General features: G+C 72.4%; 23 protein-coding genes and 2 pseudogenes. 12 read left to right on the top strand and 13 right to left on the bottom strand.

Annotated features, from left to right (window positions below):
• Positions 1-57: 57 nt before the first annotated feature.
• Both ACFYST_RS28680 and ACFYST_RS28675 read right to left on the bottom strand, forming a co-directional pair.
• The gene (locus ACFYST_RS28680) at positions 58-855 is read right to left on the bottom strand and encodes a DUF1963 domain-containing protein (protein ID WP_387866490.1); all 798 of its coding nucleotides are present in this window, start codon (positions 853-855) and stop codon (positions 58-60) included.
• Positions 856-924: 69 nt separating this feature from the next.
• Positions 925-1,746 carry an SAM-dependent methyltransferase gene (locus ACFYST_RS28675; protein WP_387866488.1) on the bottom strand — a complete coding sequence of 274 codons (822 nt, stop codon included), beginning with the start codon at positions 1,744-1,746 and terminating at the stop codon, positions 925-927.
• A gap of 203 nt (positions 1,747-1,949) precedes the next feature.
• Here ACFYST_RS28675 and ACFYST_RS28670 point away from each other — a divergent pair, with 203 nt between their 5' ends.
• From ACFYST_RS28670 to ACFYST_RS28655, 4 genes are all read left to right on the top strand, one after another.
• Positions 1,950-2,213, top strand: coding sequence for a hypothetical protein (locus ACFYST_RS28670; RefSeq protein WP_387640969.1), 264 nt, complete (start codon positions 1,950-1,952; stop codon positions 2,211-2,213).
• The gene (locus ACFYST_RS28665; RefSeq protein ID WP_387640970.1) at positions 2,210-2,470 is read left to right on the top strand and encodes a hypothetical protein; all 261 of its coding nucleotides are present in this window, start codon (positions 2,210-2,212) and stop codon (positions 2,468-2,470) included. The genes ACFYST_RS28670 and ACFYST_RS28665 overlap by 4 nt, the downstream gene beginning before the upstream one ends.
• Positions 2,471-2,626: 156 nt before the next feature.
• Positions 2,627-2,887, top strand: coding sequence for a hypothetical protein (locus tag ACFYST_RS28660; RefSeq protein WP_387866486.1), 261 nt, complete (start codon positions 2,627-2,629; stop codon positions 2,885-2,887).
• Positions 2,888-3,043: 156 nt separating this feature from the next.
• Positions 3,044-3,781, top strand: a complete 738-nt coding sequence (locus tag ACFYST_RS28655) for a hypothetical protein (RefSeq protein WP_387866485.1) — start codon at positions 3,044-3,046, stop codon at positions 3,779-3,781.
• Here the strand turns inward: ACFYST_RS28655 and ACFYST_RS28650 are convergent.
• The 8 genes from ACFYST_RS28650 to ACFYST_RS28615 form a co-directional block, all read right to left on the bottom strand.
• Complete coding sequence (locus ACFYST_RS28650) at positions 3,768-4,976, bottom strand: MFS transporter (RefSeq protein ID WP_387866483.1); 1,209 nt, start codon at positions 4,974-4,976, stop codon at positions 3,768-3,770. The genes ACFYST_RS28655 and ACFYST_RS28650 overlap by 14 nt on opposite strands.
• A gap of 89 nt (positions 4,977-5,065) precedes the next feature.
• Positions 5,066-5,554, bottom strand: a complete 489-nt coding sequence (locus tag ACFYST_RS28645) for an RrF2 family transcriptional regulator (RefSeq protein WP_387866481.1) — start codon at positions 5,552-5,554, stop codon at positions 5,066-5,068.
• 62 nt (positions 5,555-5,616) lie between these two features.
• Positions 5,617-9,471, bottom strand: a complete 3,855-nt coding sequence (locus tag ACFYST_RS28640) for a hypothetical protein (RefSeq protein WP_387866479.1) — start codon at positions 9,469-9,471, stop codon at positions 5,617-5,619.
• Between the two features lie 165 nt (positions 9,472-9,636).
• The gene (locus ACFYST_RS28635; RefSeq protein WP_387866477.1) at positions 9,637-11,250 is read right to left on the bottom strand and encodes a DHA2 family efflux MFS transporter permease subunit; all 1,614 of its coding nucleotides are present in this window, start codon (positions 11,248-11,250) and stop codon (positions 9,637-9,639) included.
• Between the two features lie 91 nt (positions 11,251-11,341).
• Complete coding sequence (locus tag ACFYST_RS28630) at positions 11,342-11,686, bottom strand: VOC family protein (RefSeq protein WP_387640988.1); 345 nt, start codon at positions 11,684-11,686, stop codon at positions 11,342-11,344.
• 1 nt (position 11,687) lies between these two features.
• The gene (locus ACFYST_RS28625; RefSeq protein WP_387640990.1) at positions 11,688-11,876 is read right to left on the bottom strand and encodes a CopG family transcriptional regulator; all 189 of its coding nucleotides are present in this window, start codon (positions 11,874-11,876) and stop codon (positions 11,688-11,690) included.
• A 68-nt stretch (positions 11,877-11,944) separates the two neighbouring features.
• Positions 11,945-13,729, bottom strand: coding sequence for an acyl-CoA dehydrogenase (locus ACFYST_RS28620; protein WP_387866569.1), 1,785 nt, complete (start codon positions 13,727-13,729; stop codon positions 11,945-11,947).
• A 146-nt stretch (positions 13,730-13,875) separates the two neighbouring features.
• Entirely contained in the window at positions 13,876-16,284 is a 2,409-nt protein-coding gene (locus ACFYST_RS28615; protein WP_387866566.1) for a penicillin acylase family protein, read from the bottom strand.
• A gap of 201 nt (positions 16,285-16,485) precedes the next feature.
• Here ACFYST_RS28615 and ACFYST_RS28610 point away from each other — a divergent pair, with 201 nt between their 5' ends.
• Positions 16,486-17,076 (top strand): GrpB family protein, encoded by a 591-nt coding sequence (locus ACFYST_RS28610; protein WP_387640996.1) that lies wholly within the window; start codon positions 16,486-16,488, stop codon positions 17,074-17,076.
• Positions 17,077-17,081: 5 nt separating this feature from the next.
• Here ACFYST_RS28610 and ACFYST_RS28605 read toward each other — a convergent pair whose 3' ends face one another.
• Positions 17,082-17,465: a VOC family protein gene (locus ACFYST_RS28605; RefSeq protein WP_387640999.1), complete on the bottom strand. Its 384-nt coding sequence runs from the start codon at positions 17,463-17,465 to the stop codon at positions 17,082-17,084.
• A gap of 88 nt (positions 17,466-17,553) precedes the next feature.
• On the opposite strand from ACFYST_RS28605, the gene ACFYST_RS28600 reads away from it, so the two are divergent.
• The 6 genes and pseudogenes from ACFYST_RS28600 to ACFYST_RS28575 all read left to right on the top strand — a co-directional run bounded on the left by ACFYST_RS28600 (position 17,554) and on the right by ACFYST_RS28575 (position 21,658).
• The gene (locus tag ACFYST_RS28600; RefSeq protein ID WP_387866475.1) at positions 17,554-18,135 is read left to right on the top strand and encodes a hypothetical protein; all 582 of its coding nucleotides are present in this window, start codon (positions 17,554-17,556) and stop codon (positions 18,133-18,135) included.
• 340 nt (positions 18,136-18,475) lie between these two features.
• Positions 18,476-18,640 (top strand): annotated as a pseudogene (locus ACFYST_RS28595) (Tn3 family transposase); the annotation flags it as partial.
• Between the two features lie 61 nt (positions 18,641-18,701).
• Positions 18,702-19,244 carry an RNA polymerase sigma factor gene (locus tag ACFYST_RS28590; RefSeq protein WP_387641003.1) on the top strand — a complete coding sequence of 181 codons (543 nt, stop codon included), beginning with the start codon at positions 18,702-18,704 and terminating at the stop codon, positions 19,242-19,244.
• Positions 19,241-19,792: a hypothetical protein gene (locus tag ACFYST_RS28585; RefSeq protein ID WP_387866473.1), complete on the top strand. Its 552-nt coding sequence runs from the start codon at positions 19,241-19,243 to the stop codon at positions 19,790-19,792. Before ACFYST_RS28590 ends, ACFYST_RS28585 begins: the two co-directional genes overlap by 4 nt.
• A gap of 84 nt (positions 19,793-19,876) precedes the next feature.
• Positions 19,877-20,833, top strand: a pseudogene (locus ACFYST_RS28580) (ABC transporter ATP-binding protein); the annotation flags it as partial.
• Positions 20,834-20,860: 27 nt separating this feature from the next.
• Positions 20,861-21,658, top strand: coding sequence for an ABC transporter permease (locus tag ACFYST_RS28575; protein ID WP_387866470.1), 798 nt, complete (start codon positions 20,861-20,863; stop codon positions 21,656-21,658).
• A 236-nt stretch (positions 21,659-21,894) separates the two neighbouring features.
• Here the strand turns inward: ACFYST_RS28575 and ACFYST_RS28570 are convergent, their stop codons facing one another.
• The gene (locus ACFYST_RS28570) at positions 21,895-22,650 is read right to left on the bottom strand and encodes a maleylpyruvate isomerase N-terminal domain-containing protein (RefSeq protein WP_387866467.1); all 756 of its coding nucleotides are present in this window, start codon (positions 22,648-22,650) and stop codon (positions 21,895-21,897) included.
• Between the two features lie 127 nt (positions 22,651-22,777).
• Here ACFYST_RS28570 and ACFYST_RS28565 point away from each other — a divergent pair, with 127 nt between their 5' ends.
• Positions 22,778-23,671, top strand: a complete 894-nt coding sequence (locus tag ACFYST_RS28565) for a class I SAM-dependent methyltransferase (protein ID WP_387866465.1) — start codon at positions 22,778-22,780, stop codon at positions 23,669-23,671.
• A 15-nt stretch (positions 23,672-23,686) separates the two neighbouring features.
• Here ACFYST_RS28565 and ACFYST_RS28560 read toward each other — a convergent pair whose 3' ends face one another.
• Positions 23,687-24,595 (bottom strand): aminoglycoside phosphotransferase family protein, encoded by a 909-nt coding sequence (locus tag ACFYST_RS28560; RefSeq protein WP_387866463.1) that lies wholly within the window; start codon positions 24,593-24,595, stop codon positions 23,687-23,689.
• Positions 24,596-24,612: the final 17 nt, after the last annotated feature.

Below are 24,612 nucleotides of genomic sequence, written 5' to 3'. Positions count from 1 at the left end.
AGTGATGGCGTGAAGAATAGGGGTCTCGTTCGAACTCTCAAAGCGAGTTGCCCCGGCTCAACAGCTACGCACCGCGGCCTCGACCTTGCCGAAGTCCCCCACCGCGAAAGCCTTCGCCGGGATGGTGAAGTACATCGTCCCCGCGTCACCCCAGCCCCAGCCGAGACCGGTGTCCTCGGCGAGTTGGAGCAGATGGACGGCGGGCCCGCCGGCGTCGCGGCCGGTCACCGCATAGGCGTAGGAGGCGTCCGGCCAGCCGAAGGCGCAGTGCTGTCCGGCGGTGTTCCCGTCGAGGTCGCCGAACGCGGCGAGGATGAGCGACGCCGCGCCCCAGTGCCTGTCGGAGTCGAACTCGACGTCGTGGTCCTCGACGTCCCAGGCGTCCGGGAGCATGGTCGACCCGACGGCGCGGACGGGGCGGGCCGGATAGTTCCTCGCCGGTTCGTGCGCGGTCCTTTCGACTGCTCGTGCGGGGTCCGCCGGAATCACCCGGTGGGCCTGCGGGCCGGAGGTGTCCAGCTGTCGGTAAGTCTCGTACGGCAGATCCGGAGCGAGGGAGAAGAAGTTGAGCAGGCCCGGCCGGGTGGGCAGTTCACTGCCGAGCGGGGCGGCGAGGGCATCGGTGTCGAGGACGGCGAGCAGGGACAGCGGAACGCCGTCGAGCTCGGGCCACCGGGTTTCCGGTTCGAGGAGGGCCGGGCCGCCGAGCCGGCATCGGCCGGTGGCCGGGTCGCCACCGCTCGCAGGCTCCAACCGGAAGCCGCGGCGGGCCATCGCGGCGAACTGCGGGCCGGCTCGCTGTCCGAGCCGTTCGACGCAGACTCGGTGCATCTCGGCAGTGTCGTGGAATTCCATGCCGTCATCGTCTCAACTGCCGCCCACAGTCGGCTTTGCGCCGATGCGAACACGGCTTGGTCGAGGCTCCTACGGCTTGCGTGCGAGGGCGCAGGAGATCATCCGTTCCCACACCGTCGGTTCGTGCGGGGGCGTGCCGGTGTTGGGGGCCGGGGCGGATTCCGGGCGCCAGAGTGAGCAGTTGACGAGGCCGGGTTCGAGGAGTTCGAGGTCGCCGAACAGGGCGGTGATCTCTTCGTCGGTGCGCCAGCGGCCGCGGCCGAACGCGTCCTGCAGTTTCTGTTCCGCGATCCGGGTCTGTTCGTTGTCGCCGTCGCCGGTGCGGAAGTGCGAGATGTAGATCCGGCTGTCCGGCGGCACCCGGTCTGTCCACCAGTGCACCAGCTCGCCGGGCTGTTCGGCGTCGTTGAGGTGGTGCAGGACGGCGCTGAAGACGATGCCGACCGGCTGGTCGAAGTCGATCAGGCGGGCCACGTCGGGGTGTTGGTGGATTTTCTCCGGCTCGCGCACGTCCGCCCGGATCACCGCGGTGCGTTCGTCGGCGGCCAACAGGGCGCGGCCGTGGGCGAGTACGGTCGGGTCGTTGTCGACGTAGACGACGCGTGCGTCGGGGCGGTGCCGTTGGGCGACCTGGTGCACGTTGTCGGCGGTGGGCAGGCCGCTGCCCATGTCGATGAATTGACGGATGCCGTCGTGGGTCATCGCCGCCACGGCGCGGATCAGGGCGCGGCGGTTTTCGATCGGGACCGCCACCGAACCCGGCAGCTCCTCGAGGAAGAAGTCGCCGATTTCGCGGTCGACGGCGTAATTCTCCGTGCCGCCGAGCAGATAGTCGTAGATGCGAGCGATGCTCGGCCTGGACGGATCGATCCCCGCGGTGTCGTTGGGCATCGGGACCAACTCCTGTCACTCGGACTGTCGGCGCCCCAACTGTAGGAGAGCACCCGCCCGCCCGGGACGGCGAATCGCCGGGTCCGCGCACCTGGTGGCGGCCGTGGCCACGGCGGGGCGGTGAACAGTTCGTTGGGGAAAGGTGGCAGACGGATCGGGCCTGCCCGGGTACGGTCGGAGGCATTGGGACGGGAGGGCAAGGCATGACGGCAATGGCGGAGTCCGGCACGCTGCGGGTGCCGCGGAGCATCAATGGCATCGGGCATGCGCTCACCTATGACGAACGGGCCCGGTTTTACGGCGAGTTGGGGCCGGTCGAGGATCCGCTTGACCGGGAGGCCGTGATCACGTCCTGGTGGCTGCGCGCCATGTCCGCGGCGTACGGCAGCGACCGGTCCGGCTTCCGGGCCGCCGTGGGCCCCGTACTTGCCGCCGCCCGGTCGCGACAGATCGGGGCCGTGGCGTGAAGGGTTGGCGGTTCTGGCTCCAGGACCAGCCCGCCCAGACGATGATCGAGATCTCCAAGGCGGACGACCTGCTGTTCGCCCTGGTCACCGCCGCCCTGGTGACACTCGACGGCCGGGCCGGCTCCGCCCTCGACGAGTGGGGCGACCTGCGCAGCGCGGTGCTCGCCCCGTCGGTCACCGCCGAACTGTTCGTCAACCCCGAGGAACGCACCATCGACGTCCTGCGCCTGGTGTGGGTGCCGGGGCTCGGTGAGTGACTCGATGGGTGCCGAGGTGGTGGTGGCCGGCGCCGATCGGCGAGCCGGCGCGTCGCCCGGCGCCGTCAGTGTGTTGATGAGGCAGTGGCGGCAGGAGGTGGAGGGGGTCGAAGAGGGGTACTCGTGGTGCGCGCCCGAGTTGATGAACGACCTCGGGTGCCGCACCACGCCGGCGGAGGAGTGGCCGCGGCGGTCCGCGAGGCCTGGGAGCCGGAGCTCCGCGGGCTGGACGAGCGATTCCGCGCCGCCACGATCCCCTGGCCCGGGCACGGCGACGGCGACGGCGACGGCGACGGCCGGTGGTGGATGTGGCGGATTCCGCGCCTGATCGAGGCCGAACCGGGGGAGCGGGGCTGGCCCGCGGGCTGGGACATGATGCCGTTCGCCAAGCCGGATGCGGTGCGAGTGATCTTCTGACAGTCGCCCAGTGTCCGGTCGGCGCGCGCAAGTTGGACATAACGTCATATCTGCCGATAAGTCGATTGGTGGCTCCGGGCCTGCAATGGCAAGGGTGCTTCCGGTACGCCCGACCCGAAGGTGGGATTGTGGGATGACCTGCTTAGAATCTGCGCCATGACCATCCAGGGGGACGCGCCAGCAAGCACCGACGAGGACCTGCCGGTGGCCGGACATCGGGCCGTCGGCGAGCGGAGACGACTGGCCGTCCTGTGGAGCGTCGTCGCGGTACTGGCCGCCGGCGGCGTCTGGGTGGTGTCCACCCCGCACCCCGGCGACATCCTGCCCGGCCTCGGCCCGACCAGCACCCTGCCCGCTGCCGCCGCTGCCACGCCCGGGCAGGTGCCCAAGCCGCTGACGGAGTCTCAGGCATTCGGCGCGGAACGGTACTTCCCCGCCCAGCGCACGTACGACTACGACGCGTTCAAGGCTCGCCGGACCGCCGCCCGGGACGGCGCCGACTGCCAGAACGTCCAGATCGACAAGACACACAATCTGCTGGAGAAGCTCGACTGCCAGAGCTGGCTCGGCGTCGCGCTCACCCGCAACGACCAGCCCGTGATCAGCAGCCTCACCGTCCTGCGATTCAACGACCCGGACGCCGCCGCCCGGGCCGTGCAGGCCGTGCGCGAGCATGCGGCGGAGTTCGAATTCACCTTCCCCGACGGGCTGGTGGCCCCCGCCGCAGGCGTCAAGCCGATGGCCGCGACGCGGGTGGAGCTGGTCGGCCACTACATCACCATCGCGGTCTCGCGGTATGCCGACCAGCGGCCCGGCGACGGCCCGGACGACGTCCTGACCGCCAGCGCCAGGACCGCCGCCGCCATAGCCGGCCAGCCGTTCATGTGGATGTAGCACCGGACCGTTCTTTTGTGGTCACCCCGCGTGTGGTCACCCCGAGTGTGGTCACCCCGAGGAACCCCGCCGCGCCGCACGCCAGCACCGCCGCCAGCGCGAAGACCGTTGCTGCGCCCGACGGCAGGGCCAAGCCGCCCAGCACGGTGCCCGCGCCGATGCCCAGGTAGATCGCCGACGAGTTCAACGACACCACCAGCGGGGCCTGTTCGGCGGCTGCCGCCAGCAAGCGGTGCTGCTGCGCCGGGGTCTGGCACCAACTGCTCGCGCCCCACAGGAGCGCCAGCGCTCCGGCCGGGATGCCGCCGCCGCCCAGGTGCCCAGCCGCGAGCGCGGCCAGCACCGCGAACGACACCGCCATCGCCGCGTAACCCGCCGTCAGCACCCGCACCGGACCGACCCGGTCCGTCCAGCGACCCGCCAGCAGGTTGCCCGCCACCGCGCCCGCGCCGTACAGCGCCAGCGTGACCGGTACGGCGATCCGCCCCGAGACGCCGACCGCAGCCAGCACCGGCACGCTGTACGAGTACGGCACGTAGCAGGCCGCCATTCCGAGCACCGTCAGCGGCAGCACCGAGAGCACTCCGGGGTGGCGCAGCGCGGCGAGCCGACTCCGCAGCGAAACGGGCTCGGCACCCGGGAGGTGAGGAAGCGTCAGGGCGACCGCGAGAGCGCCCAGCGCGGACAGGGCCGCGACCGCGCCCAGTGCCGCCCGCCACCCCAGGCCGGCGGCGGCCACCCGTCCGAGCGGCACGCCGAGCGCCGTGGCCACCGTCAGCCCGCCGATCACCACCGCGAGCGCCCGCCCCCGCGATTCGGCTCGCGCCAGCGCCGCGGCCGTCGCGCCCGCGGTCGGGGTGAACGCGGCCGCCCCCAGAGCCGCGAGGACGCGGCCCGCGAGCAGAACGGCGTACGTGGGCGCCAGTGCGGACAGCGCGTTCGCGGCGGCGAGCAGCACCAACGCTCCGACCAGCAGGGCGCGGCGGGGTAACCGGGCCGTGGCGACGGCCAGAAGTGGCGAGGCCAGTGCGTACACGGCGGCGAACAGGCTGACGGACTGACCGGCGGTGGCGGTCGACAGGTGGAGTGTGCCGGCCATGGCGGGCAGGAAGCCGGCGGTGATGAAAGCGTCGGTGCCGACGGCGAAGGTGCCGAGGGCGAGTACGGCGGCGGGCTTGGGGGTGGTGCTGGGCATGGCGGGGCTCCTGGTGGGATTCGGGATACTTGGTGTCCGGAATTTGCTGATGGGTGCGAAGTCAGGGGCGCGTGGGGGCACCTGAATGCTTACGCGGCGGAGGCCAGGCGGGCGTAGTTGCGGCGGACGCGGGTCACGGATGCCGCCGGGGCGTCCCCCGCGAGGTCGGCGATGGTGCGGGCGGCGAGTTCGCGGCGCCAGGCGAGTTCGGCCCGGCGCATGGCGGCGGCGATGCCGCAGGGGCGGGCGAACTCGTGGGTGGCGGCGCCCTCCGCGGAGGCGCCGCGTTGGCGGATCTCGGCGCAGGCGAACAGGGGGTCGGCGCCCTCGACGGCCGTCACCACGTCCATCATGGTGATCCGGCCCGGGTCGCGGGCCAGGCGGACGCCGCCGCGCGGGCCGGGGGTGGAGGTCAACAGGTTTGCGCGGGTAAGTCGTTGGAGCACCTTGTTGAGGTACGTCGGCGACAGTTCGAACATCGCGGCCAGCCGGGCCGACGGCACCGGGTCGGGTTCGTTCAGCCATACCAGGGTGAGGCAGCAGTGCAGGCCCCACTCGACGCCTTCGCTCGTCCGCATATTCGGGATACTAGCTGTCCGGAAAGGTCCCGTGCCGGCAGGTGGCCACGCAACGGGGGCCGTCAGTAGGGCAGTTGGTCGGTATCGGCCAGGATCTGTTCGAACTGCGCCACCACCCGGTCGAATTCGGCGGGCTGCTCGGCGGCCAGCCCCCGGTAGAGGCCGAGTGCTTCGAGCGCGGCGTCCCGCGCCTGTGCGCGGTGGCCGAGGCTGAGCCGGACGACGGCGAGGATGCGCAGGGCGGCGGCCAGCGGCGAGAGGTGCAGGGCCGGGTCGGCGCGGTGGAGTTCGCGGCAGATGCGGACGGCTTCCAGAGCCGGGGAGAGCGCGTCCGGCGCCCGGCCGGCCAGGCCGGAATGGGTGGCCAGAACGATCAACGCGTGGGCCAGCAGCGGCCGATGGGTGTCCGGGTCGGTGGCGGCGAGGGTGCGGCGGAGGGCGGTCGACTCCTCGGCCAGGGCCAGGCCCTCGGCGAGCTGCTCCGGTTCGACCAGGCAGTCGGCGAGGCTGGTCAACGCGTCGGCCAGCAGCGGGAGATGGCTGCCCGGGGCGGTGTCGGCCAGCTTGCGGCTGTGCTTCAGCGCCTCGCGGGCAGGGGCGACGGCGATGGCGGGGCTCCCGGTGAGCCGGAGTTCCTCGCTGAGCAGGATCAGGGCGCCGACGAGCCGGGGCAGGTGGGTGCGCGGGGCGGACTCGGCCAGGACGGTACAGACCTCCACGGCGTCCGCGCAGTACAGCACCGCGTCGAAGTGCCGCCCCAGGGAGCCGAGCAGGCGGGCGATGCTGTCCAGCGACTCGGCCAGGTAGGGGAGGCCGGCGGTGTGTTCGAGCTTCCGGAGGAGAAGCACCACTTCGAAGCGGACGTCCATCTCCTCCTCCGTCCGGCCCAGCTGGTGGAGGTGGTTGGCGCGATGCTGAAGTGCCATGCCGAGCTTGACCGTGTGGGCGGACGGGGTGGCGGAGTCGAGTGAGTGGTAGAGCCCGATCGCCTCCTGAGCCACCGTCAACCCCTCTTCGGCGCTGTTCTGCCTGCCCAGGTGACGGGAGAGACAGAGCAGCGCGGCGGCGAGTGCGGAGCGGTTGGCGTCGGAGGGGGCGGCGTTCAGCGTGCGGGCGGTGGCCACCAGTTCCCGGGCCAGGGCCAGCGCCTCGGACTGCCGGTCGAGAGCGCTCAGGTGGTCGGCGAGCGTGGTGAGGACGGTCAGGAGTCTGGGCAGGTAGGAGTCCGGGTTGCGGTCGGCGAGTCTGCGCAGCAGCTCGGCCGCCTCCTCGGCGGAGGCCAGCCCGTGCTCCGACCGGAAGAGCAGCCCGCAGATCTTGGATTCGTTCGCGAGCGCCATGGCGAGGTCCGGCAGGTGGGCGTCCGGGTCGAACTCGGCGAGCGTCCGGCACATGGTCACCGTCTGGCGGGCGACGGCCAGGCTCTCCGTCAAGTGGCCCAGGTCGCCCAGCCGGATGGTGAGGCCAGTCGAGGCACTCACCAGCTGCCCGAGCTCCACCTGCCCGCCGCTCTCGATGCACCGCAGGTGCAGCGCGACGGCTTCGTGAACGGCGGCCAGCCCGTCGCCGTGGTTCCCAAGGGTGCCAAGAACGGTGGACAGGTTGAGGAGGGCGCCGGCCAGCCCCGACAGGTCCGTCTCGGCGCGGGAGCGGTGGAGTTCGATGCTCTCCAGCGCGAGTTCCAGCCCCTCCTGGGGACGACCGACTTCGGTGAGCCGCAGGGAGAGGTTCCCGAGCATCGTGGCCAGGCCGACGGTGTGGCGCTCCGGGTCGGCCGCGAAGAACGTCCGGTACAGCCCGATCGCCTCCTGGAGCGGCGCCAAGCTCTCCTCACCGCGGCCGAGTTGGTCCAGCCGGATGGAGAGTTCGTGCAGCGCGAGGGCGAGCGGCAACCCGTACCGGCCCGGGTCGGCGGCGGCCGGCCCCCGCAGGCGGCCGGCTAGGGCCCGGGCGAGCCGCACCGCTTGCTGGACCAGGACCTGACTGCTGTTCGGGAGAAGCAGGTTGAGCTCCTCCAGTGCGTCCAGCGGCGTTCCGGGGTCGGCGGTGACCGCGTCCAGCGCCGACAGCAGCGGCCCCGGACGGGGGCTGCGGGTCGCCAGCGGGACGAAGTACGGTGCCAGCGTGGTGTGGTGACGCACGCATATGGCGGTCAGGTGCTGATCGAGCCGGCCCGCGAGTGCGGGATGCGCGGCGGCGCGGGTGTACACCGTCAGGAGCTGCGCGGTGCCGTCGGCGTCGAGGGCGGGCAGCAGCTGCTCGGGCAGGGTCGGGTCGGATTCGAGGACGCGGGCGATGTGGCGTTCGGCGAGCCGGTCGGGCGGCAGCGGGCCGAACGGCTGGGGTGCGGGGGCGAGGTAGAGCGCGCCGAGCCAGGCCGTCACCGTGTCGCGGCGGTCGCGGGGTTGGTCGGCCAGCGCCGGGAGTTGGCGCCACAGCCGGTCGGCCTGCTCGCGGTCGGCGGCGCCGGCCAGGTTCGCGGCGGCGACCACCGTGTCGAGTGCGCGCAGCGACAGCGCGGGGGAGAGGCCGAGTGCGGCCGCCGTCCGTTGCCAGTAGCGGCGTTCGTGGCCCAGCAGCCGGTCCTCGACCACGGCGGCCCCCGGCCGACCGGCGAAGTCGGCCGAGCCGGTGGTGTCGAGCAGGTCGGCGAGCGCGGCCATTTGGAGGGTCAGCGCATTGTCGTACCCGGCCCGGCCGAGTTCGGCGGGCACCGGCAGCGCAGCCGCGACGCCCGTCCAGTCCGGCCCCGACTGGCCGTCCACGAACGGCAGCGCGGTGGCCAGCGCGTCCAGCGCCGCCCGGTACGCGGCCGGGCGGGCGGCCGGCTCGTCCAGCAGCGGGTCCAGCCGCCGGGTCGGGGCGAACTCCAGGTGGTCCTGGGCGACGTCGTCGGCGGTGACGGCCTGCTGCCACCAGTCGCCGTCGGTGCGGGCCAGCAGCAGGAGCTTGAACGCCGTCGGACCGCGGTGCGCGGCCGCCGCCTTGACGAGGGCCGCCAACTGCTCGGTGCGGTGCTCGGCGTAGTCCAGGACGATCAGCAGCGGACGCGCCGCCCGCCGACAGTCCGCCAACTCCTCGGCCCCGGCGTCCGGACGCGGCCACAGCACCGCCCACTGCCGCTCCGACAGCCGGGCCGCCAACTCGTGCGCCAGCCGGGTCTTGCCCTGACCGCCCGGGCCGTGCAGCAACCAGGCGCCGAAGCCGCCGCGTTCGCACCACTCGACCAGTTCGCCCAGCAGCTCCGTCCGCCCGTGGAACGGCACCACCTGCCGGGCCGCCCGCAGCAGCGCCGCAGGGGAGCGGACCGGACCCGCCGCCCGCTCCGGGGCGACGGCCGGATCGGCCAGGTGCTGCAACTCGACCGGCTCCAGCGCCGCCGCCGGAACCCCGTGCGTCGCCAACACCGCGCGGAACGACGGATCGTGGTGCAGAACATAGGCGGGCACCAGGTTCAGCTGCGCGCCGCCCGAGTGCGCCCGTTCGGAGGCGACCACCCCCACCAGCAGGTCCTCGCAGTGCACCGCCGCCCCCGACAGGCCGCCCCACGGGGAGCCGGTGGACCACTGCGGCGGGTGCTGCCGCAGGTCCAGCACGTGCCGGTTGTCGACGTAGCCGGTGCCCGGGTTCAACTCCCCGACCAACTGCACCGCTTCGGCCGGACGCCCCGGGCGCTGGCCGACGTCCGGCAGTCCCCAGGTCTCGCACGCCGTCCCCGGACGGTCCGTCACCAACCGCCCCCACCGCACCGGCCCGGGCGGATCCGCCCACAGCGACTCGTCGAGCAGCAGCAGCGCCGCATCGTCCCGCCCGCCCGGCGTACCGCACCACAGCACCTCGGCGCCGACCGGCCCCGCACCCGCCGGCCGGAACACCTCCAACGGCCCGTCCCCGCCCACCACATGAGCGGACGTCAACACCAGCCGCCCACCGACCGCCCACCCCGAACCCGGACCGCCCGGCCCACCAACCCCCACCAGCCGTGACCGCTCCACGACGCCCCCTGTTCACGCTGCGAATCGCCATCACCCTAGACGAGCAGCGAACGGTGCCACGAACCGTCACCGGCGGTCCGGCCCGGGCTACTTCGGGGTCGGCCGCGGCTCGGGCCGCGCGGCCGCGGCCACCACGGTGGTGGCGGACCGGTGTCGGCGGACGAGGAGGCAGGCCACGGCGCCCAGTGCGACGACCGTGATGGGGAGGGCCAGGGTCGGCCCCATGGCGTGGACGATCCCGTGGTCGAACGCGGCCGTCGCGGCCCGGTCGACCTGCCGGGCGAGGTCCGCCGGGGTGCCCGGGGGCAAGGCGGGTGTGATGCCGAGGCCGGTCTCCTGGCCGGCGCCGGCGTCGTTGCGGAAGGCGGCGAGGAACGGTTCGCGGACCTCGGCCGGGAGGTCGGGCGCGCGCCGGACCGCCTCGTCGTGCAGGGCGATGGCCAGGCGGTTCTGCAGGACGGCCCCGACGGCCGCGCTGCCGAGGACGGTGCCGATCTGGCGGATCGTGTTCAGCACGCCGGACGCCGCCCCGGCCATCGACGGCTGCACGCGGTACATGGCGACGGTGACCATCGGGCCGAACACGCAGCCGATCCCGACTCCCGTCGTGACCAGCGCGGGCTGGAACTCCCACCAGGCGCGGCCGACATCGGTGGCTGCGGCGAGCCAGGCCATTCCGGCCGCGAACAGCGTCAGCCCGGCCATCAGGACGTACGTGCCGCCGACCCGGTCCGCCAGCCGTCCCGCGACCGGCGACAGCACTGCCGACACCAGCATGGCCGGCGCCATCACCAGCCCGGCGGCGAGGGCGTTGAAGCCCAGCACCGACTGGAGGTAGATCATCACCGGGAGGAACAGGCCGAGCATGCCGACCTGGACGGTCGCGGCGACGAAGCTCATCACCGCGAAGTCGCGGTCCCGGAAGAGCGCGAACGGGAGCAGCGGTTCGTCGTTCTGCCGGGCGCGCTGGTGGAGCAGGAACAGCACCAGCAGCACGGCCGCCGCGCCCAACAGCGACCGGATTCCGGCGTTCCAGGCATACCGCTGGCCCTCGGTGAGTGCGAAGGTCAGGCACACCAGCGTCGCTGCGGCGAGGACCACCCCCACCACGTCGACTCGTCGGCGGCTGCCGGGCCGGAGGTCGGGCACCAGCGCCACGGCCATCGCCAGCACCAGCGCCCCGATCGGCACGTTGACCAGGAAGATCCACCGCCAGCCGGCCGCGCTGACCAGCAACCCGCCGAGGGTCGGCCCGGCGATGGTGGCCACGCCCGCGACGCCGCCCCACACGCCCAGCGCGGTGCCCCGGCGTTCGGCGGGGAAGGTGCCGATGATGATGGTCATGGTCTGCGGCATCAGCGCCGCCGCGCCGAGGCCCTGCAGGGCCCGGGTGGCGATCAGTTGGCCCGGGTCCTGGGCCAGCGCGCACAGTACGGACGCCGCGGTGAACAGGGCGACACCGCCGACGAACATCGCGCGCGGCCCGCGTACGTCGCCGAGCCGGCCGAACGTGATCAGCAGTGCGGCGAGCACCAGGATGTAGACGTTGATGACCCACAGCATCTCGTCCAGCGAGGCGTGCAGGTCGCCGATCATGCTGGGGATGGCCACGTTGACGGCCGTCAGGTCCAGCAGGGTCATGAAGAACCCCAGGCTGAGCGTGACCAGCACCGCCCAGGGATTGCCGCGCCAACGACTCATTTCGCTTTCCCTCCTCGCGTGTCCCCCACGGAAAGCGCCCCCTCGTTCCGGCTTGGAGCGTTCCGGCTCGGAGGAGGGGGCGGGCGGTGCGTCAGTTCTTGGCGGGGGCCTGGAGGCTCCACACCCGGCCGTCAGGGTCCCGGACGGTCATCTCGCGGGTGCCGTAGTGGGTGTCCTGGAACGGGGTGACGACCTCGACGACCGGGTCGGGCCGGAACCCGTCCGGGTCGGGCACCTTCAGTGCGAGCTGCACGCCGGGCTGCCGGTCCTCGGGGATCTCGACCACGACCAGGTAGGGGCCGTCGCCGTTGCGGAAGACGCCGGAGCCGTCGCCGCTGGTGGGCTCCAGTCGGTAGCCCAGTTCCTGGAAGAACTTGGCGCTCCTGCCCCAGTTGTGGGTCTCCACGAAGACGGCCTCGAAGCCTTCGGTTGCCATGTCAGGACTCCTTTTCGGAAGAGGGCTGCTGCTTGCCGGCCTGCTTGCCGGCGTCTTCGAGGTAGGCGCGCAAGGCCGCCGCGACCAGAGCGGACAGTGACATGCCCGTTTCGATCGCGTGGATCTTGACCTGCCTGATCAGCCCCAGCGGGAGGTACACGTTGAACTGCTTGACGTCCGCATCGCTCACGAGCCCATGCTAGCTCGCTAGATTGCTAGCATGCTAGCCCGCATTTCCGGAGGCCGCCGGGAGATCGCTCAGAACCACTCCGGCGGCGTGTCGGCGGCCGTCCGGTCCAGCGCGTCCAGCAGGTCGAACTGCGGGCCGGTGCGGGGGAGTTCGACGCGGAGGAAGTAGCGGGCGGCCTGTCGCTTGCCGTGGTGGAAGGGGGTGTCGGCGGTGCCCAGGGCGAGGTACTGCTCCAGCCAGATCCAGGCCAGCACCACGTGTCCGACCGCCTCCAGGTACACCGAGGCGTTCGGCAGCGCGACGTCCGGGTCTCCCGCCGACCACAACGCGCCGGTGGTGTGCCGGATCCGTGCGGCGGCGGCGTCCAGCGCGGACGCGAACTCGGCTGCTTCGCCGCTGAGTTCAGCAGCCCGTGCCGTGGTGGCGGCGAACGCGCCGAGCAGCGCGGCCAGGCCCGCGCCGCCGTCCAGGACGACCTTTCGGCCCAGCAGGTCGAGGGCCTGGATGCCGTGCGTGCCCTCGTGGATCGCGTTCAGGCGGTTGTCCCGGTAGAACTGCTCCACGGGGTGGTCCCGGGTGTAGCCGTACCCGCCGTGCACCTGGATCGCCAGGTCGTTCGCCGCCAGGCACCACTGCGCGGGCCAGCTCTTCGCCACCGGCGTCAGCACCTCCAGCAGGCGCCCCGCCGCCGCCCGCGCGGCCGGGTCCGGCGCCGTGCGCTGCTCGTCGATCAACCGGCTGCAGTACAGGCTGAGCGCCAACGCCCCTTCCACGTAAGCCTTCTGGGTGAGCAGCAGGCGCCGGACGTCCGGGTGCCCGATGATCGGCAGCTGCGGTGCGGACGGGTCGCGGGCCGTCAGCGGGCGGCCCTGCGGGCGGGTGCGGGCGTACTCGAGTGCGTGCAGGTAGCCGGTGCAGCCGAGGGCCGCCGCGCCGAGTCCGACGCCCGTCCGCGCCTCGTTCATCATGTGGAACATGCACGCCAGCCCGCGGTGCGGCTCACCCACCAACTCGCCCACTGCGCCTGGCGCTTGGCCCGGAAGGTGGCGGCCCTCGCCGAAGTTCAGCACCGTGTTGACGGTGCCCCGGTACCCCATCTTGTGGTTCAGCCCCGCGAGCACCACGTCGTTCCGCTCGCCGAGCGAACCGTCCGCCTCCACCAGGTACTTGGGCACCGCGAACAGCGACAGGCCCTTCACGCCCGCCGGCGCGCCCGGGGTCCGGGCCAGCACCAGGTGCACGATGTTCTCGCTCAACTCGTGGTCGCCGCCGGAGATCCACATCTTGGTGCCGAACAGCCGGTAGCTGCCGTCCGGTTGGGGCTCGGCCCTGGTCCGGACATCCGCCAGCGAGGAGCCCGCCTGCGGCTCCGAGAGGCACATCGTCCCGAAGAACCGCCCCGCCGCGAGCGGCCGCACCAGCCGCTCGCGCTGCTCCGAAGTCCCGTACACCGCCAGCAGATTGGCGTTCGCGACGGTGAGGAACGGGTACGCCGCCGTCCCCACGTTCGCCGCCTGGAACCACGCCATGCAGGCGTTCGTCACCAGCGTCGGCAACTGCTGACCGCCCAGGTCGTGGTCCATCGCCGCCGACATCAACCCCGAGGCGACGAACGCCTCCAGCGCCGGCTTCACCTCCGGATGCAGCACCACCCGCTCCCCGTCGAACCGGGGCTCCTCCAGATCGTTGCGGCGGTTGTGCGGGGCGAAGTGCCGCACGGCGAGATCCTCCGCGAGGTCCAGCACCGCCTCGAACGTCTCCCGGTCGTGCTCGGCGAACCGCTCCCGCCCGGTCAACGCCTCCGCACCCAGCCACTCGAACAGCAGGAAGTCCAGATCCCGACGCGACAGCACCAACCCGGCCACGGCACACCCCAATTCGGCGACGCAGGACGCCCTGAGGAGACGTCCAGTGGCCGCAGATCATAGGCCGGACCGGCCGCCGAACACGCACGGGCCGCCGCCGTTCGGGGAACGGCGACGGCCCGGGGTCGGTGCGGTCAGCGGTGCAGGGTGGTGACGGTGAGGCCGGGGGCGGAACGGATCTCGGCCTCGGTGAAGCGCTCGGTCACCCACTGCTTGGCGGCGTAGCGGCGGGTCTGGTCGGTGAAGTGCGGGGAGGTCGGGTCGGCCGACTGCCCGTAGGCGAGCAGCGTCCGGGTGCGCGGGCCCTGCCGGGTCAGCTCGGTGGCCATCAGGAAGCTGGAGCCGTGCGGAACGCCCGCACCGGCCGCCGGATAGGTGCCGCCACCCGAACCCGAACTCGGCTGGGCCGTCAGCACGTTGAAGCAGCCGAGCTGACCGGCGCAGCCGTGCAGCGGGATGCCCGCCCAGCGCTGGACGGCGCCGATCGGGGCGTCCACCGGCAGCCCGGCGGCCGCCAGGCGGCGGACGGCGTCGGCGAACGCGCGCTGCGCGTCGGCGTTGTCGGCGGCGATCCCGCGCGGGGTGGTCAGCGGCCGGGCCGGGTCGTACGGGACGGTCTGCCAGGCCGTGGTGCGGGTGCCCGCCAGCGCGTCGCGGTACGCCTGCCACAGGACGGTGCCGCGGCTGTCGGCGTCGGCCCGGGTGTCCCAGGCGGCGAGCACGTCGCACGCGGCGCGCACGTCGACCCGGGTGCCGTCGGACGCCGTGAGCGCCGGGTGGGCGCGGCACAGGGCGACGGCGTCGTCGCGGTCCAGCTCGGCGCTCTGCACGCGGTTGCCGAACATGGTGGCCCGGAGCGTGTCGAGGGTGAAGCCGGGCGCGCCGAGGCCGTCGGTGCCGGCCCGCCGGTCGGCGATCATCCGCAGGCCCAACTGCGGCCTCGTGGCGATCCGTTGAGCGGCGTTGTAGACGGTGGGCAGGCCGGCCATCGGCGCGTCCGCGTTGGTCAGGTAGGGCCCGTTGTTGGAGTTGGCCACGTAGTCGGTGCGGGTCAGCGCGGGGTGGTTGGCCGGGCCGAAGATGCCGGGCACCAGTGCGTCCGGGTCGCTGCCCGGGTCGCAGGCGGTGGTCGAACCGTCCAGCACGCCGGTGGACCAGGGGCCGGGCACCAGGCAGCGCGTCAGCTGCGCGTCGGGCAGGTGCGGGACGGCGGAGGAGTCGGTGAAGTAGGCGGTGCCGGTGGAGTCCACGGCCGTGGTGTACGCCCACGGGTTGCCCTGGTAGGTGCGCTGGGCCTGCCGAAGCTGGTCGAGGTTCTGCGAACGGCTGACCGCCAGCCACTCGTTGAGCGAGCGGAGGTTGCCGGCGTTGGAGTCGCGCAGGGTGTAGGCCTGCTCGCCGGTCCAGCCGTCGGCCAGCACGTAGCCCTGCCGGGACCGGTAGAGGCTGCGGTCGACGGTGGAGAGCGTCCCGTCGGAGGCCCGGACGGTGACCTTCACGGTCTCCGTGGTCATCCGCTCGGCCTTGCCGTCCACCAGGTACGCGGTCGGGTCGCCCGGCACCAGCGACAGGCGGTACAGGGTCGCGTGGTCGGCGTAGCTGGTGGTGTGCGTCCAGGCGAGGCCCTTGGTGTGGCCGATCTGGATGAACGGGAGGCCGTACAGGCCGGCGCCGGCGACGTCCACGACGCCGGGGATGGTCAACTGCGCCTGGTAGAAACGCTCCGGGCCGGTCCACTGGAGGTGCGGGTTGGCCAGCAGCAGACCGTGGCCGTCGCGGTCGGCGTCCCGTCCGATCGCCCAGGCGTTGCTGCCGGTGTCGGGGGTGTCGTCCGCGCTGTGCGACCAGGGCGCAAGGGTGGGGGCTTCGGCGGCGGTGGCTCCGGCGGGTGCGGCAACGGTGGGGGCTTGCGCGGCGGTGGCTCCGGCGCCCGGGACGGCCTCGGCGAACTGGGTCTTGGCCACGCCCGACATGGTGTTGACGTTGTAGAGGACGCTCCAGATGTCCTCGGCGGTGATCGGCCCGACCCAGCCCTTCCCCCGGCAGGACGGGTCCGGAAGGTGGTCGACGCCGGTGTCGTGCAGGTAGCGGTTGTACCCCGCGACGTACCCGTCGACCAGCTGCCGCGCCTCACCGGTCGGGCCGAGCGGCGCGGGTTCGGCCATCAGCCGCCGCACCGTTCCGGCCTGCAGCAGGCCCCGCTGGTAGGTGTCGCTGTCCAGGTTGCCGGTCCGGTCCGAGGACCGGCCGTCGGCCCCGAACCAGCGCGAGCGCTCGCCGCGCAACGTGACCACCTGGTCGGCGAGTTCGCAGAGGTTGTCCTGCGCGAAGGCGTAGCCGTAGCCGTACCCGAGGCCACCGAAGTCCTGCGCGAGCACGTGCGGGACGCCGTACTCGGTCCGCCGGATCTTGGCGGTCCAGCCGGCCCCCTGGCCTGCTGTCAGTTCGGTGTCGGCGGCGGCTTGTGCCGAGGCGGGCGTGAGCGCGGTCAACAGCCCGGCCGCCAGCCCGAGGGCGAGCGCCCCCGAGGCCAACCGGCGCATTTTCGCGCGAGACTGACGATCCGTCAGTTTCGTGTTCTCCGTCATGGCCCCACGCTGCCGTTACGGCGTGGGCCGGTCATCGCTCCACGGGACGAGGCGGCCCTCGCCCGCGAGACGTACCCGGGCGCCTCCGGGGTAGGGGCATCCCTTACATCCCTGGGCCCACGGGCGATCCGGGCCGCACGAACTAGAGTGGGGCGAATGGCCGACCTTCAACCCATCGTGGTCTCCCCCTACGACCCAGCCTGGCAGGCGCAAGGACTCGCCCTCGCCGCCGAGTTGCGCGCGGAACTCGCGCCGCTGCCCCTGCACGTCGAGCACATCGGCAGCACCGCGATCCCCGGCATGGCCGCGAAGCCGGTCTTCGACCTCCAGATCAGCGTCACCGATCTCGCCGAAGCCGAACGCGCCTTTGACGGGCCTTTGGCCGCGATGGGATTCCGGTGCTCCCCGTACCAGCGCGACCACGTCCCGGCCGGGCTGGACGACGCCCCCGGCCGGTGGGCCAAGCGGCTGTGGCTGCGCCGCGGACAGGCCGGCGCCGACTGCAACCTGCACGTCCGGCTGCTCGGCTCTCCCAACGAGCGCCTGGCGCTGCTCTTCCGCGACTGGTTCCGCGCGCACCCCGAGGCGGTGCCCGCCTACGCACAGTTCAAGACCGTGCTGGCGGGCGCGGTCGGTGACATCGACACCTACTCCGACGTCAAGGACCCGGTCGTCGACCTCGTCATAGCCGTCGCCAACTCCTGGGCTGCTGCCACGGGTTGGGCCCCGCACAGCAGCCTGGCGTAGCGCGTTCAGACCGCAGGGATGCGGGCGCGCAGGAGGCAGAAGACGTTGCCCTCGGGGTCGGCGAGGACGTGCCAGCTCTCCTCGCCGGTCTGGCCGACGTCGGCGGGTTTGGCGCCGAGGGCGAGCAGGCGGGCGAGTTCGGCGTCCTGGTCACGGTCGGTGGGGCTGACGTCGAGGTGCAGGGGCAGCCTGGCCGGGCGCGGGTCGGTGGTGGGGCTGAGGATCAGGGTGGGCTGCGGGCCGCCGAAGCCGGTGCCGGGCGGCCCGATCTCGATGCCGCCGTCGGGCTCGCGGCCCAGTTCGACGTAGCCGAGCACCTCGCACCAGAACGCGGCGAGCAGTTCGGGGTCGGCGCAGTCCAGGATCAACTCGCTGATGCGGCATGACATGTGGGGCAGTCTAGGGCCGGAGGGGGTGCCGGGCGGGTGGGCGCCGGGGATAGGCTGCGCGGGCGGTTCGGGTGAACGGGGGTGGGGCGTGGACGTTCTGCGGGGCAGTCACCGGGTGCACTTCGTCGCGGCGTGGGTCCTCTGCGCCGTCGAACTCCTCTGCCTGGCCGCCACCGCGCCCCCGCTGCGCTGGGCGGCCCCGGCGTGGCTGTGGGCCCCGACGCTCGGCGCGATCGTGCTGGTCTTCGGTACGGCGCTGGTGCGTTCCTGGTCGGTGCGGTTCCTGCGCCGGGGCAGCGGCTTCGGCCTCCTCAAGTACCTGTGGCTGCTGCCGCGCGGCGTGCGGCTCTGCTACGCCGTCGCGGTCTGCCTGATCGCCATCGGGCTGGCCACCGCCGGCGACGCGGCGGAGGTCCGCAACGACGAGTCCGGCCACTACTGGACGAAGCGTGAACCCGGTTCGCACGGACAGAAGTTGGTGCCGGTCCGGATCGACGCGAACGAGTACGCGCGGCGGCGCGGAGCCGAGATCCGGATCTTCACCGGAGTCCCTGCGGCGTTCGCTGTGATCGGCAGCTTCCTCGTCCTGACCGCCGCGCAGACCGCGCACGGAGCCGCCGACGCCGCGGACGCCCCCCGGGAGAGCGGCCGACCGCGACGACGGCGGTAGTGCGCTCGGGGCGACTGGTAGCCGAACAGGACATCCTCTACAGGACAGGAGCCGAGGTTTCCGCATGGACAGTTGTCCAGCGGGGGCCGAAGGCGCTGTTCGACGCGGCGGTGGCCTGGCTGCGGCGCGGGCCGGTGCTGCTGCCGGGGTGACAACGCTGGCCCGGCTGGTCGCCGGCATGCGGGAGGCGGCGAACCAGCGACTGTGGGAGACCCTGCACGGCATGCTGACACCGGGCCAGCGGGCAATGCCGGACGAGCTGCTGGCGGTGCCGGCCGGAGCGCGGGTCTCGGAGCTGGACCGGCTGCGGCACGGGCCGGTGCGGGTGCACCTGACGACCCGCCGGGGCGGCGCGAGCTGGCTCAACATGATCAACGACCAGGCCGCCGGGCTGGGCGGGAAGGTAGTGGCCAGCACCCCGCGCGACTCGCTGTACGTGCTGGACGTCCTCTACGACCGCGACGGCGGGCGGCGCCCGGAGATGATCGTCACCGACACCGCCTCTGTAATGGTTGGCGCTGTGCCGGACATTTCCTGGTGACAGCTGTTTCAGAGGAAGGGCGCACATGCCAGGTCAGGAGGATCCGCGGGAGCGGCATCGGTGGCTGGAGGCACTGTACGGGGCCCATGCCGACCGGGTGATGGGCTACCTGGTGCACCGCACGGATCGTGATACCGCGCAGGAGATCGTGTCGGAGACGTTCCTGCTGGCCTGGCGCAAGCAGAAGTCGGTGCCGGACGATGCGCTGCCGTGGCTGCTTGCGGCGGCACGCCGGCTGCTGGCCAACCGGGTGCGCTCGGACCTGCGGCGCCAGGCGCTCGCGGAACGCATGCAAGCGGTGCTGAACGACGCTCCTTCGACGGCCTTTGAGGACCGCGTCGCGGACCGCGAACACGTCTTCCGGGTGCTGATGCTCCTGACCGAGACCGACCGAGAAGTCCTGCTACTCGCCGGCTGGTACGACCTGACCGCGCAGCAGGCCGCCACGGCGCTGGGCTGCAGCAGGGCGGCCTACACGCTCCGCCTCCACCGCGCCCGAAAGCGGTTCCGCACGGCTCTGGAACAGCAAGCGTCTCTCACCACCATCAACTCGGAGGTACCCGCGTGAGGAACGACCCGGTGCTGAACACCATCCAGCAGCTACGCCCGCAGGACGCTGAGGGCTGGGCGCAGTCACCTCAGGGGCAGCAGGTCCTCGATTCGGTGCTGAGCCAGGCACAGGCCCCGGCCGAGCGGAGGCGGCCGTCGCGGACGGTGGTGGTCGGCGGCGCGCTACTGGCCATGGTGGCAGGCGGTGGCGCCATGGCTGCCGCAGGCGGGCTGCCGTGGAGTGAACCGGGGCAAACCGCGATGTGCGCGCGGACGCTCTCCCCGGACGCGGACCTCGCCGAGGTGTCCACCACGAAGGGCTTCGATTCCCGGAATCCGGGTGCGTCCTGCGCCCGGCAGTGGACGCAGATGTGGGGTCCCTCCGAGCCCGTGCCGACGTCCTTCACCGCATGCTTCCACCCAGGTGCCGACGTCACGGACCCCGACGGCGGCTACCACCGTGACCCGCATGCCCCCGGCGGGCCGGTCATCTACCCCGCTGATGGCCTGAGCCCGGAGCAGGCGTGCGCCCGCATCGGGGCCAAGCCCATCCCGGTCGGCCCGTAACTCTTTCCGGCGCGGGGACGACGACAATGGCGTCGCACCGGCCCGGGCCGCGCTCACGCTGCCTGCTCTACTAAGGACGATTCCTTGATCGAATTACAGGGCCTGACCAAACGCCACGGTGCCAGGACGGTCGTTGACCGGCTCAGCTTCCGGGTGCGGCCCGGTGTCGTCACCGGCTTCCTGGGGCCCAACGGGTCCGGGAAGTCGACCACGATGCGCATGATCCTCGGGCTGGACACCCCCACCGCGGGCACCGCCACCATCGGCGGCGTGCCGTACCGCAGGCTGCCGGATGCCGCACGCACGGTGGGCGCGCTTCTGGACGCCAGGGCCGTGCACGGCGGCCGCACCGCGTACAAGCATCTGCTGTGCCTGGCCCGGATGGGAAACGTCCCACGCCGGCGGGTGGACGAGGTCCTGAACACCGTCGGCCTGCAGGACGCAGCGCACCAACGTGCCGGAGGCTTCTCGCTCGGCATGGGGCAACGCCTGGGCATCGCCGCGGCCCTGCTCGGCGACCCCGAGGTGCTGCTCTTCGACGAACCGGTCAACGGCTTGGACCCCGAAGGCATCCACTGGATCCGCGAGCTGATCCGCCGGCTGGCCGCGGAAGGCCGTACCGTCCTGGTCTCCTCCCATCTGATGAGCGAGATGGCGCAGACCGCCGACCACCTGATCGTGATCGGACAGGGCCGGCTGCTGGCCGACATGAGCCTCCGGGACTTCATCGACCGGCATTCGACCGGCTTCGCCCGCCTGCGAACCCCCGCCCATGCCCCCGAGGAGCGGCAGCGCCTGCGGTGGGCGCTCGGCAACGTCGGGGTCCACGTCGAGGACGAGCCGGACGGGGCGCTGAGAGCCATCGGCCTGCCACTCGCGGACATCAGCGACCTGGCACTCGCCTACGGCATCCGACTGCACGAACTGTCACCGCACCGGGCGTCCCTGGAAGAGGCGTACCTGCAACTGACCAACACCGCGGTGGAGTACCGCTCCTCCCTGCCGGCAGCCAAGGCCCCGCCGTCAAGCGACGCTTCCGGCCCCGACCATGAGTGGGAGGCCTGAGTCATGGCCCTCGATCCCCTGACGGCGCCCCCGGCCGACTCCGCTGCCACCCGCGCCACCGGCGGGCCTGCCCTGCGGCACGCCGTCGCGGCGGAATGGACCAAGCTGACCAGCGTGCGCTCCACCGTGTGGACGTGGCTGCTGATGGTCGTCCTCATCCTGGCCGGCGGCGGCCTGGGGGTCCTCGGCGCGGACAGCGGCACCGTCTCCGAGCTGAGCACCGGCCTGGGCGGCTTTCTTGTGGGCCAGCTCGCCATCGTGGCCCTGGGCGTACTGGCGATCGCCCCGGAGTACGGCACCGGCATGCTCCGCACCACCTTCACCACAGTCCCCCGGCGGGCCCGGATCCTCACCGCCAAAGCACTCGTCCTGAGCGGCGCCGCCCTCGGCCCCGGCACAGCCGCGGTCGGTCTCAACGCGTGGCTCGCGACCACCCTCCTCGACGGCCAGGGCCGCCCACCGACCGGCGGCGAACTGGTCCGCACCGTCCTCGGCGGCGGCCTGTACCTGGCCCTCCTCGGACTGCTCTCGCTCTCCGTCGGCACACTGCTCAAGCACAGCGCCGGCGCACTCGGCGTCATGCTCGGCCTGCTCCTGCTCCCCACCATCGCCGGAGTCTTCTTCATCGACAGCGGCATGGGCGAGTTCCTGTTCACACACTCCTCGATCTCCATCTCCGCATCCCTGTTCGGCAGGGGTTTCGCTGACCAGCCGTGGTGGGCCCTGCTGGGCTGGATGGCCGGCGCCATCGCGGTGCTGCTCGCCGGCGCATACGCCGCCGTCCTCAGGCGAGACGTCTAACGGCCAAACGGTCACCGGCCGGTACTACCCCTGGCGAGCGGACTGGTGAGGTCGGCAATGGTCTCCGGGGAGGGCTTGAAGGAGCGGCGCAGGTTCTCCGGTTTCGCTGGGTGGAGGAACGCGCCTGGGTCGGCAGGTGGTGTGGAACATGGCCTTGATGTCATCGGGAGGCGCGCCGGAGGGAGTGAACGGTGTCGCTCCGTCCGGCGCGGATTCGTCGCGGCCTCGTTGCGGACTCAGCCCAGGCGGGGCCAGATGAGCAGGTGGGGGAGCAGGGTCGGGTCGTCGCCGGTGACGCGGACCGCCGTGGGTGGGTGGCGGCGGTGCAGGGTGAGTAGCAATTCGCTGGCGGGTGCGGTGAGTTCGAGGGCGACGGGGTCCTCGTCCGGGGCGAGGTGCTTCGGGCCGGACGCGGTGATTTCCGCCAGCCAGCTCGGGCCCTCGTCGGTGCGCAGGCGGATGCGGGCCGGGCCGTGTTGCCAATCGGTGGCGGTGCCCCAGGAGAGGGCGAGGAACTCGTCGATGCCGTCGATGGCCACGGCCGGTGCGACCGGTTGCGGTGTGCCGACGGCAAGTTGGGCGTCGTAGGCGTGTACGGCGGCCTCCTGCACCTGGTGCCGGGCGGCCGCCCCGGTGTCCTGCGGGGCGTCGGCTTCCTGCCACCACGTCCAGCAGGGCCGTTGCGGCCCTGCTTCGCGAAGTGCCTTGAGGAGGGCGGAAGTTGCCTCTGCCGAGGCGGCCAGCGCCTGTTCGGGGGAGAGGTCGGTGTCCGGCCTGATCCTGATCGGGACGAAGCCGGGGCCGGCGGTGACGGCGGCCGTCCAGAAGCGTTGGACGACGGTGAGGTGCGCGAGCAGGTCGGGCAGCTGCCAGTCCGGGCAGCTGGGGACGGTGGCGTGCGGGTCGGGCGCGGTGGCGATGGTGTGGCGGAGCATCGCGGAGTGTTCGTCGATCTGGTTCAGCAGCGCCGGAAAGGCGGGAGTGAAAGCCATTGCACCTGCCTATCACGCAAGACCGGCGCCCCGCGCGGGAATTGTTGCGGAAAGCACACTGAATGGCACTATCGAAAAATGGTTGAATATGATATGCTGTCAGAAAGTGCTATTAGTGTTTCCGGGCATGGAAAGCCATGCACAGCCGAACGCCCACCAGCCCAGCCGGACCGCCCTGATGTCGGCCGCCGCCCGAGCCGCCCACCTGCTCGTCGACCAGCAGCCGCCGATCTTCGCCGACACCCTCGCGGTCACCCTCCTCGGCGAGAGCGCCGAGCAACTGATCGGCTACCACCGCCAGTTCGGCACCCACCCGATCCTGGCCGGCGCCCGCACCACCGCCGTCACCCGCAGCCGCTGCGCCGAGGACCGCCTCGCCGAGGCCGTGGCCCGGCGCGGCATCGACCAGTACGTCCTGCTCGGCGCCGGCCTGGACTCCTTCGCCTGCCGCAGTGAACTCGCCCGCGACATCCGGGTGTTCGAGGTGGACCACCCCCACACCCAGGAATGGAAGCGGAACCGCCTGGCCGTCTCCGGGATCACCGTCCCGCCGGCGGTGTCCTTCGTCCCGCTCGACCTCGAACAGGGCGGCGCCTGCGCCCTGACCGCCGCGCTGACGGCCGCCGGCTTCGACCCGCAGCGGCCGGCCGTGGTGAGCTGGCTGGGCGTCACCATGTACCTGAGTGTCGAGGCGATCGGCCAAGTACTGTCCACCATCGGTGAGTTCGCGCCTGGCACCGAACTGATCGCCGAATACCTGCTCCCCGCCGAACACCGCGACCCGGCCGGGCAGACCTACGCCGAGCAGGTGCAGGCCGCGGCCGCCGAGGGCGGCGAGCCGTGGCGAACGTTCCTCACCGTCGAGGAAATGGACGCCCTGCTGGGCGCCCACGGCCTGCGTCCGCTCGCCCACCTGCGGCAGCGCGACACCGTGGACGCCCAAGTGTGGGAGAAGCGGACCGACGCACTGCGCCCGTTCGAACTCTCCGTGCTGGCCCATGCGGTGGTGCCGGAGCGCTGACCGTCGGCGGGGCGGTCAGAGCCCGGCCGGGTCGTCCAGGACGGCGCGCAGGCGGGCGACGCACTCGGCGACGAAGGCCGGGTTGCTCGTCCAGTAGTACGGCACCCCGCTGATTGCTGCCGCCACTGCCCAGCCACAAGCCCGTTGCCAGGTCTGCTCGTTGAGGTCCAGCGCCGCCCGGTAGGCGTGGCGGGCGGCCGCCGGGAAGTCCCACAGCGGGGCGTGCTCGGCGTCCGGGAACCCGACCGACAGGCCGCCGAAGTCGATGATCGCGCGCAGCCGGCCGTCCCGGACCAGCAGGTTGGACGGCTTCAGGTCGCCGTGCAGCCACACCCGGGGGCCGGACGGGGCGGGCAGGGTGAGCGCCTGGTGCCAGATCGCCTGGAGCCGGTCGAGGTCCAGGTCGAGACCGGAGAGGGCGCGGGCCTGCGCGAAGTACTCGTCGATCGCGTCGGCGATGGCCGTCAACTCCCCACCCCGGTACCAGTGCAGGCCGCCCCACTCGCTCTCGTCCGGCAGCGGGACGGCGTGCAGACTGCGGACCGCCGCCGCCAACTCCGCTCCGAACGCCGCCCAGTCGGGCACCGAATCCGGACCGGGTTCGGTGCCCTCGATCCACCGGTACACCGACCACGGCAACGGGAACCCGCCCCCCGGCACCCCCTCGTGCACCGGCTCCGGCACCCCGCACGCCAACTCCGCTGCCAGCCGCGGCAACCACACCTGCTCCTTGCGCACCGCGCCGGCCGTCCCCGGCGTCCGGGGCAGCCGCACCAGCAACTCGTCCCCGAGCCGGAACATCCGGTTGTCGGTGCCCGACCCCGCCGCGAGGATCGGCAACTCGGCCCACTCCGGCCGTTGTTCGGCCAGCAGGCGGCGGACCACGGATTCGTCGGTCGGGATCTCGTCCTCGTGCAGTGTCATGCCGCGAGTATTCAATA

The organism is Kitasatospora sp. NPDC004614, from assembly GCF_042873675.1.
Classification (GTDB): Bacteria; Actinomycetota; Actinomycetes; order Streptomycetales; family Streptomycetaceae; genus Kitasatospora.
Note: the sequence above shows the minus strand (reverse complement) of the source record. Positions and strands in the feature narration are given on the sequence as shown.

Bases quoted from the DNA above. Each gene is read 5' to 3' on its own strand.
- ACFYST_RS28680 (WP_387866490.1), bottom strand. From the start codon at position 855: ATGGAATTCCACGACACTGCCGAGATGCACCGAGTCTGCGTCGAACGG.
- ACFYST_RS28675 (WP_387866488.1), bottom strand. From the start codon at position 1,746: ATGCCCAACGACACCGCGGGGATCGATCCGTCCAGGCCGAGCATCGCT.
- ACFYST_RS28670 (WP_387640969.1), top strand. From the start codon at position 1,950: ATGACGGCAATGGCGGAGTCCGGCACGCTGCGGGTGCCGCGGAGCATC.
- ACFYST_RS28655 (WP_387866485.1), top strand. From the start codon at position 3,044: ATGACCATCCAGGGGGACGCGCCAGCAAGCACCGACGAGGACCTGCCG.
- ACFYST_RS28650 (WP_387866483.1), bottom strand. From the start codon at position 4,976: ATGCCCAGCACCACCCCCAAGCCCGCCGCCGTACTCGCCCTCGGCACC.
- ACFYST_RS28645 (WP_387866481.1), bottom strand. From the start codon at position 5,554: ATGCGGACGAGCGAAGGCGTCGAGTGGGGCCTGCACTGCTGCCTCACC.
- ACFYST_RS28635 (WP_387866477.1), bottom strand. From the start codon at position 11,250: ATGAGTCGTTGGCGCGGCAATCCCTGGGCGGTGCTGGTCACGCTCAGC.
- ACFYST_RS28630 (WP_387640988.1), bottom strand. From the start codon at position 11,686: ATGGCAACCGAAGGCTTCGAGGCCGTCTTCGTGGAGACCCACAACTGG.
- ACFYST_RS28615 (WP_387866566.1), bottom strand. From the start codon at position 16,284: ATGCGCCGGTTGGCCTCGGGGGCGCTCGCCCTCGGGCTGGCGGCCGGG.
- ACFYST_RS28610 (WP_387640996.1), top strand. From the start codon at position 16,486: ATGGCCGACCTTCAACCCATCGTGGTCTCCCCCTACGACCCAGCCTGG.
- ACFYST_RS28605 (WP_387640999.1), bottom strand. From the start codon at position 17,465: ATGTCATGCCGCATCAGCGAGTTGATCCTGGACTGCGCCGACCCCGAA.
- ACFYST_RS28590 (WP_387641003.1), top strand. From the start codon at position 18,702: ATGCCAGGTCAGGAGGATCCGCGGGAGCGGCATCGGTGGCTGGAGGCA.
- ACFYST_RS28575 (WP_387866470.1), top strand. From the start codon at position 20,861: ATGGCCCTCGATCCCCTGACGGCGCCCCCGGCCGACTCCGCTGCCACC.
- ACFYST_RS28570 (WP_387866467.1), bottom strand. From the start codon at position 22,650: ATGGCTTTCACTCCCGCCTTTCCGGCGCTGCTGAACCAGATCGACGAA.
- ACFYST_RS28565 (WP_387866465.1), top strand. From the start codon at position 22,778: ATGGAAAGCCATGCACAGCCGAACGCCCACCAGCCCAGCCGGACCGCC.
- ACFYST_RS28560 (WP_387866463.1), bottom strand. From the start codon at position 24,595: ATGACACTGCACGAGGACGAGATCCCGACCGACGAATCCGTGGTCCGC.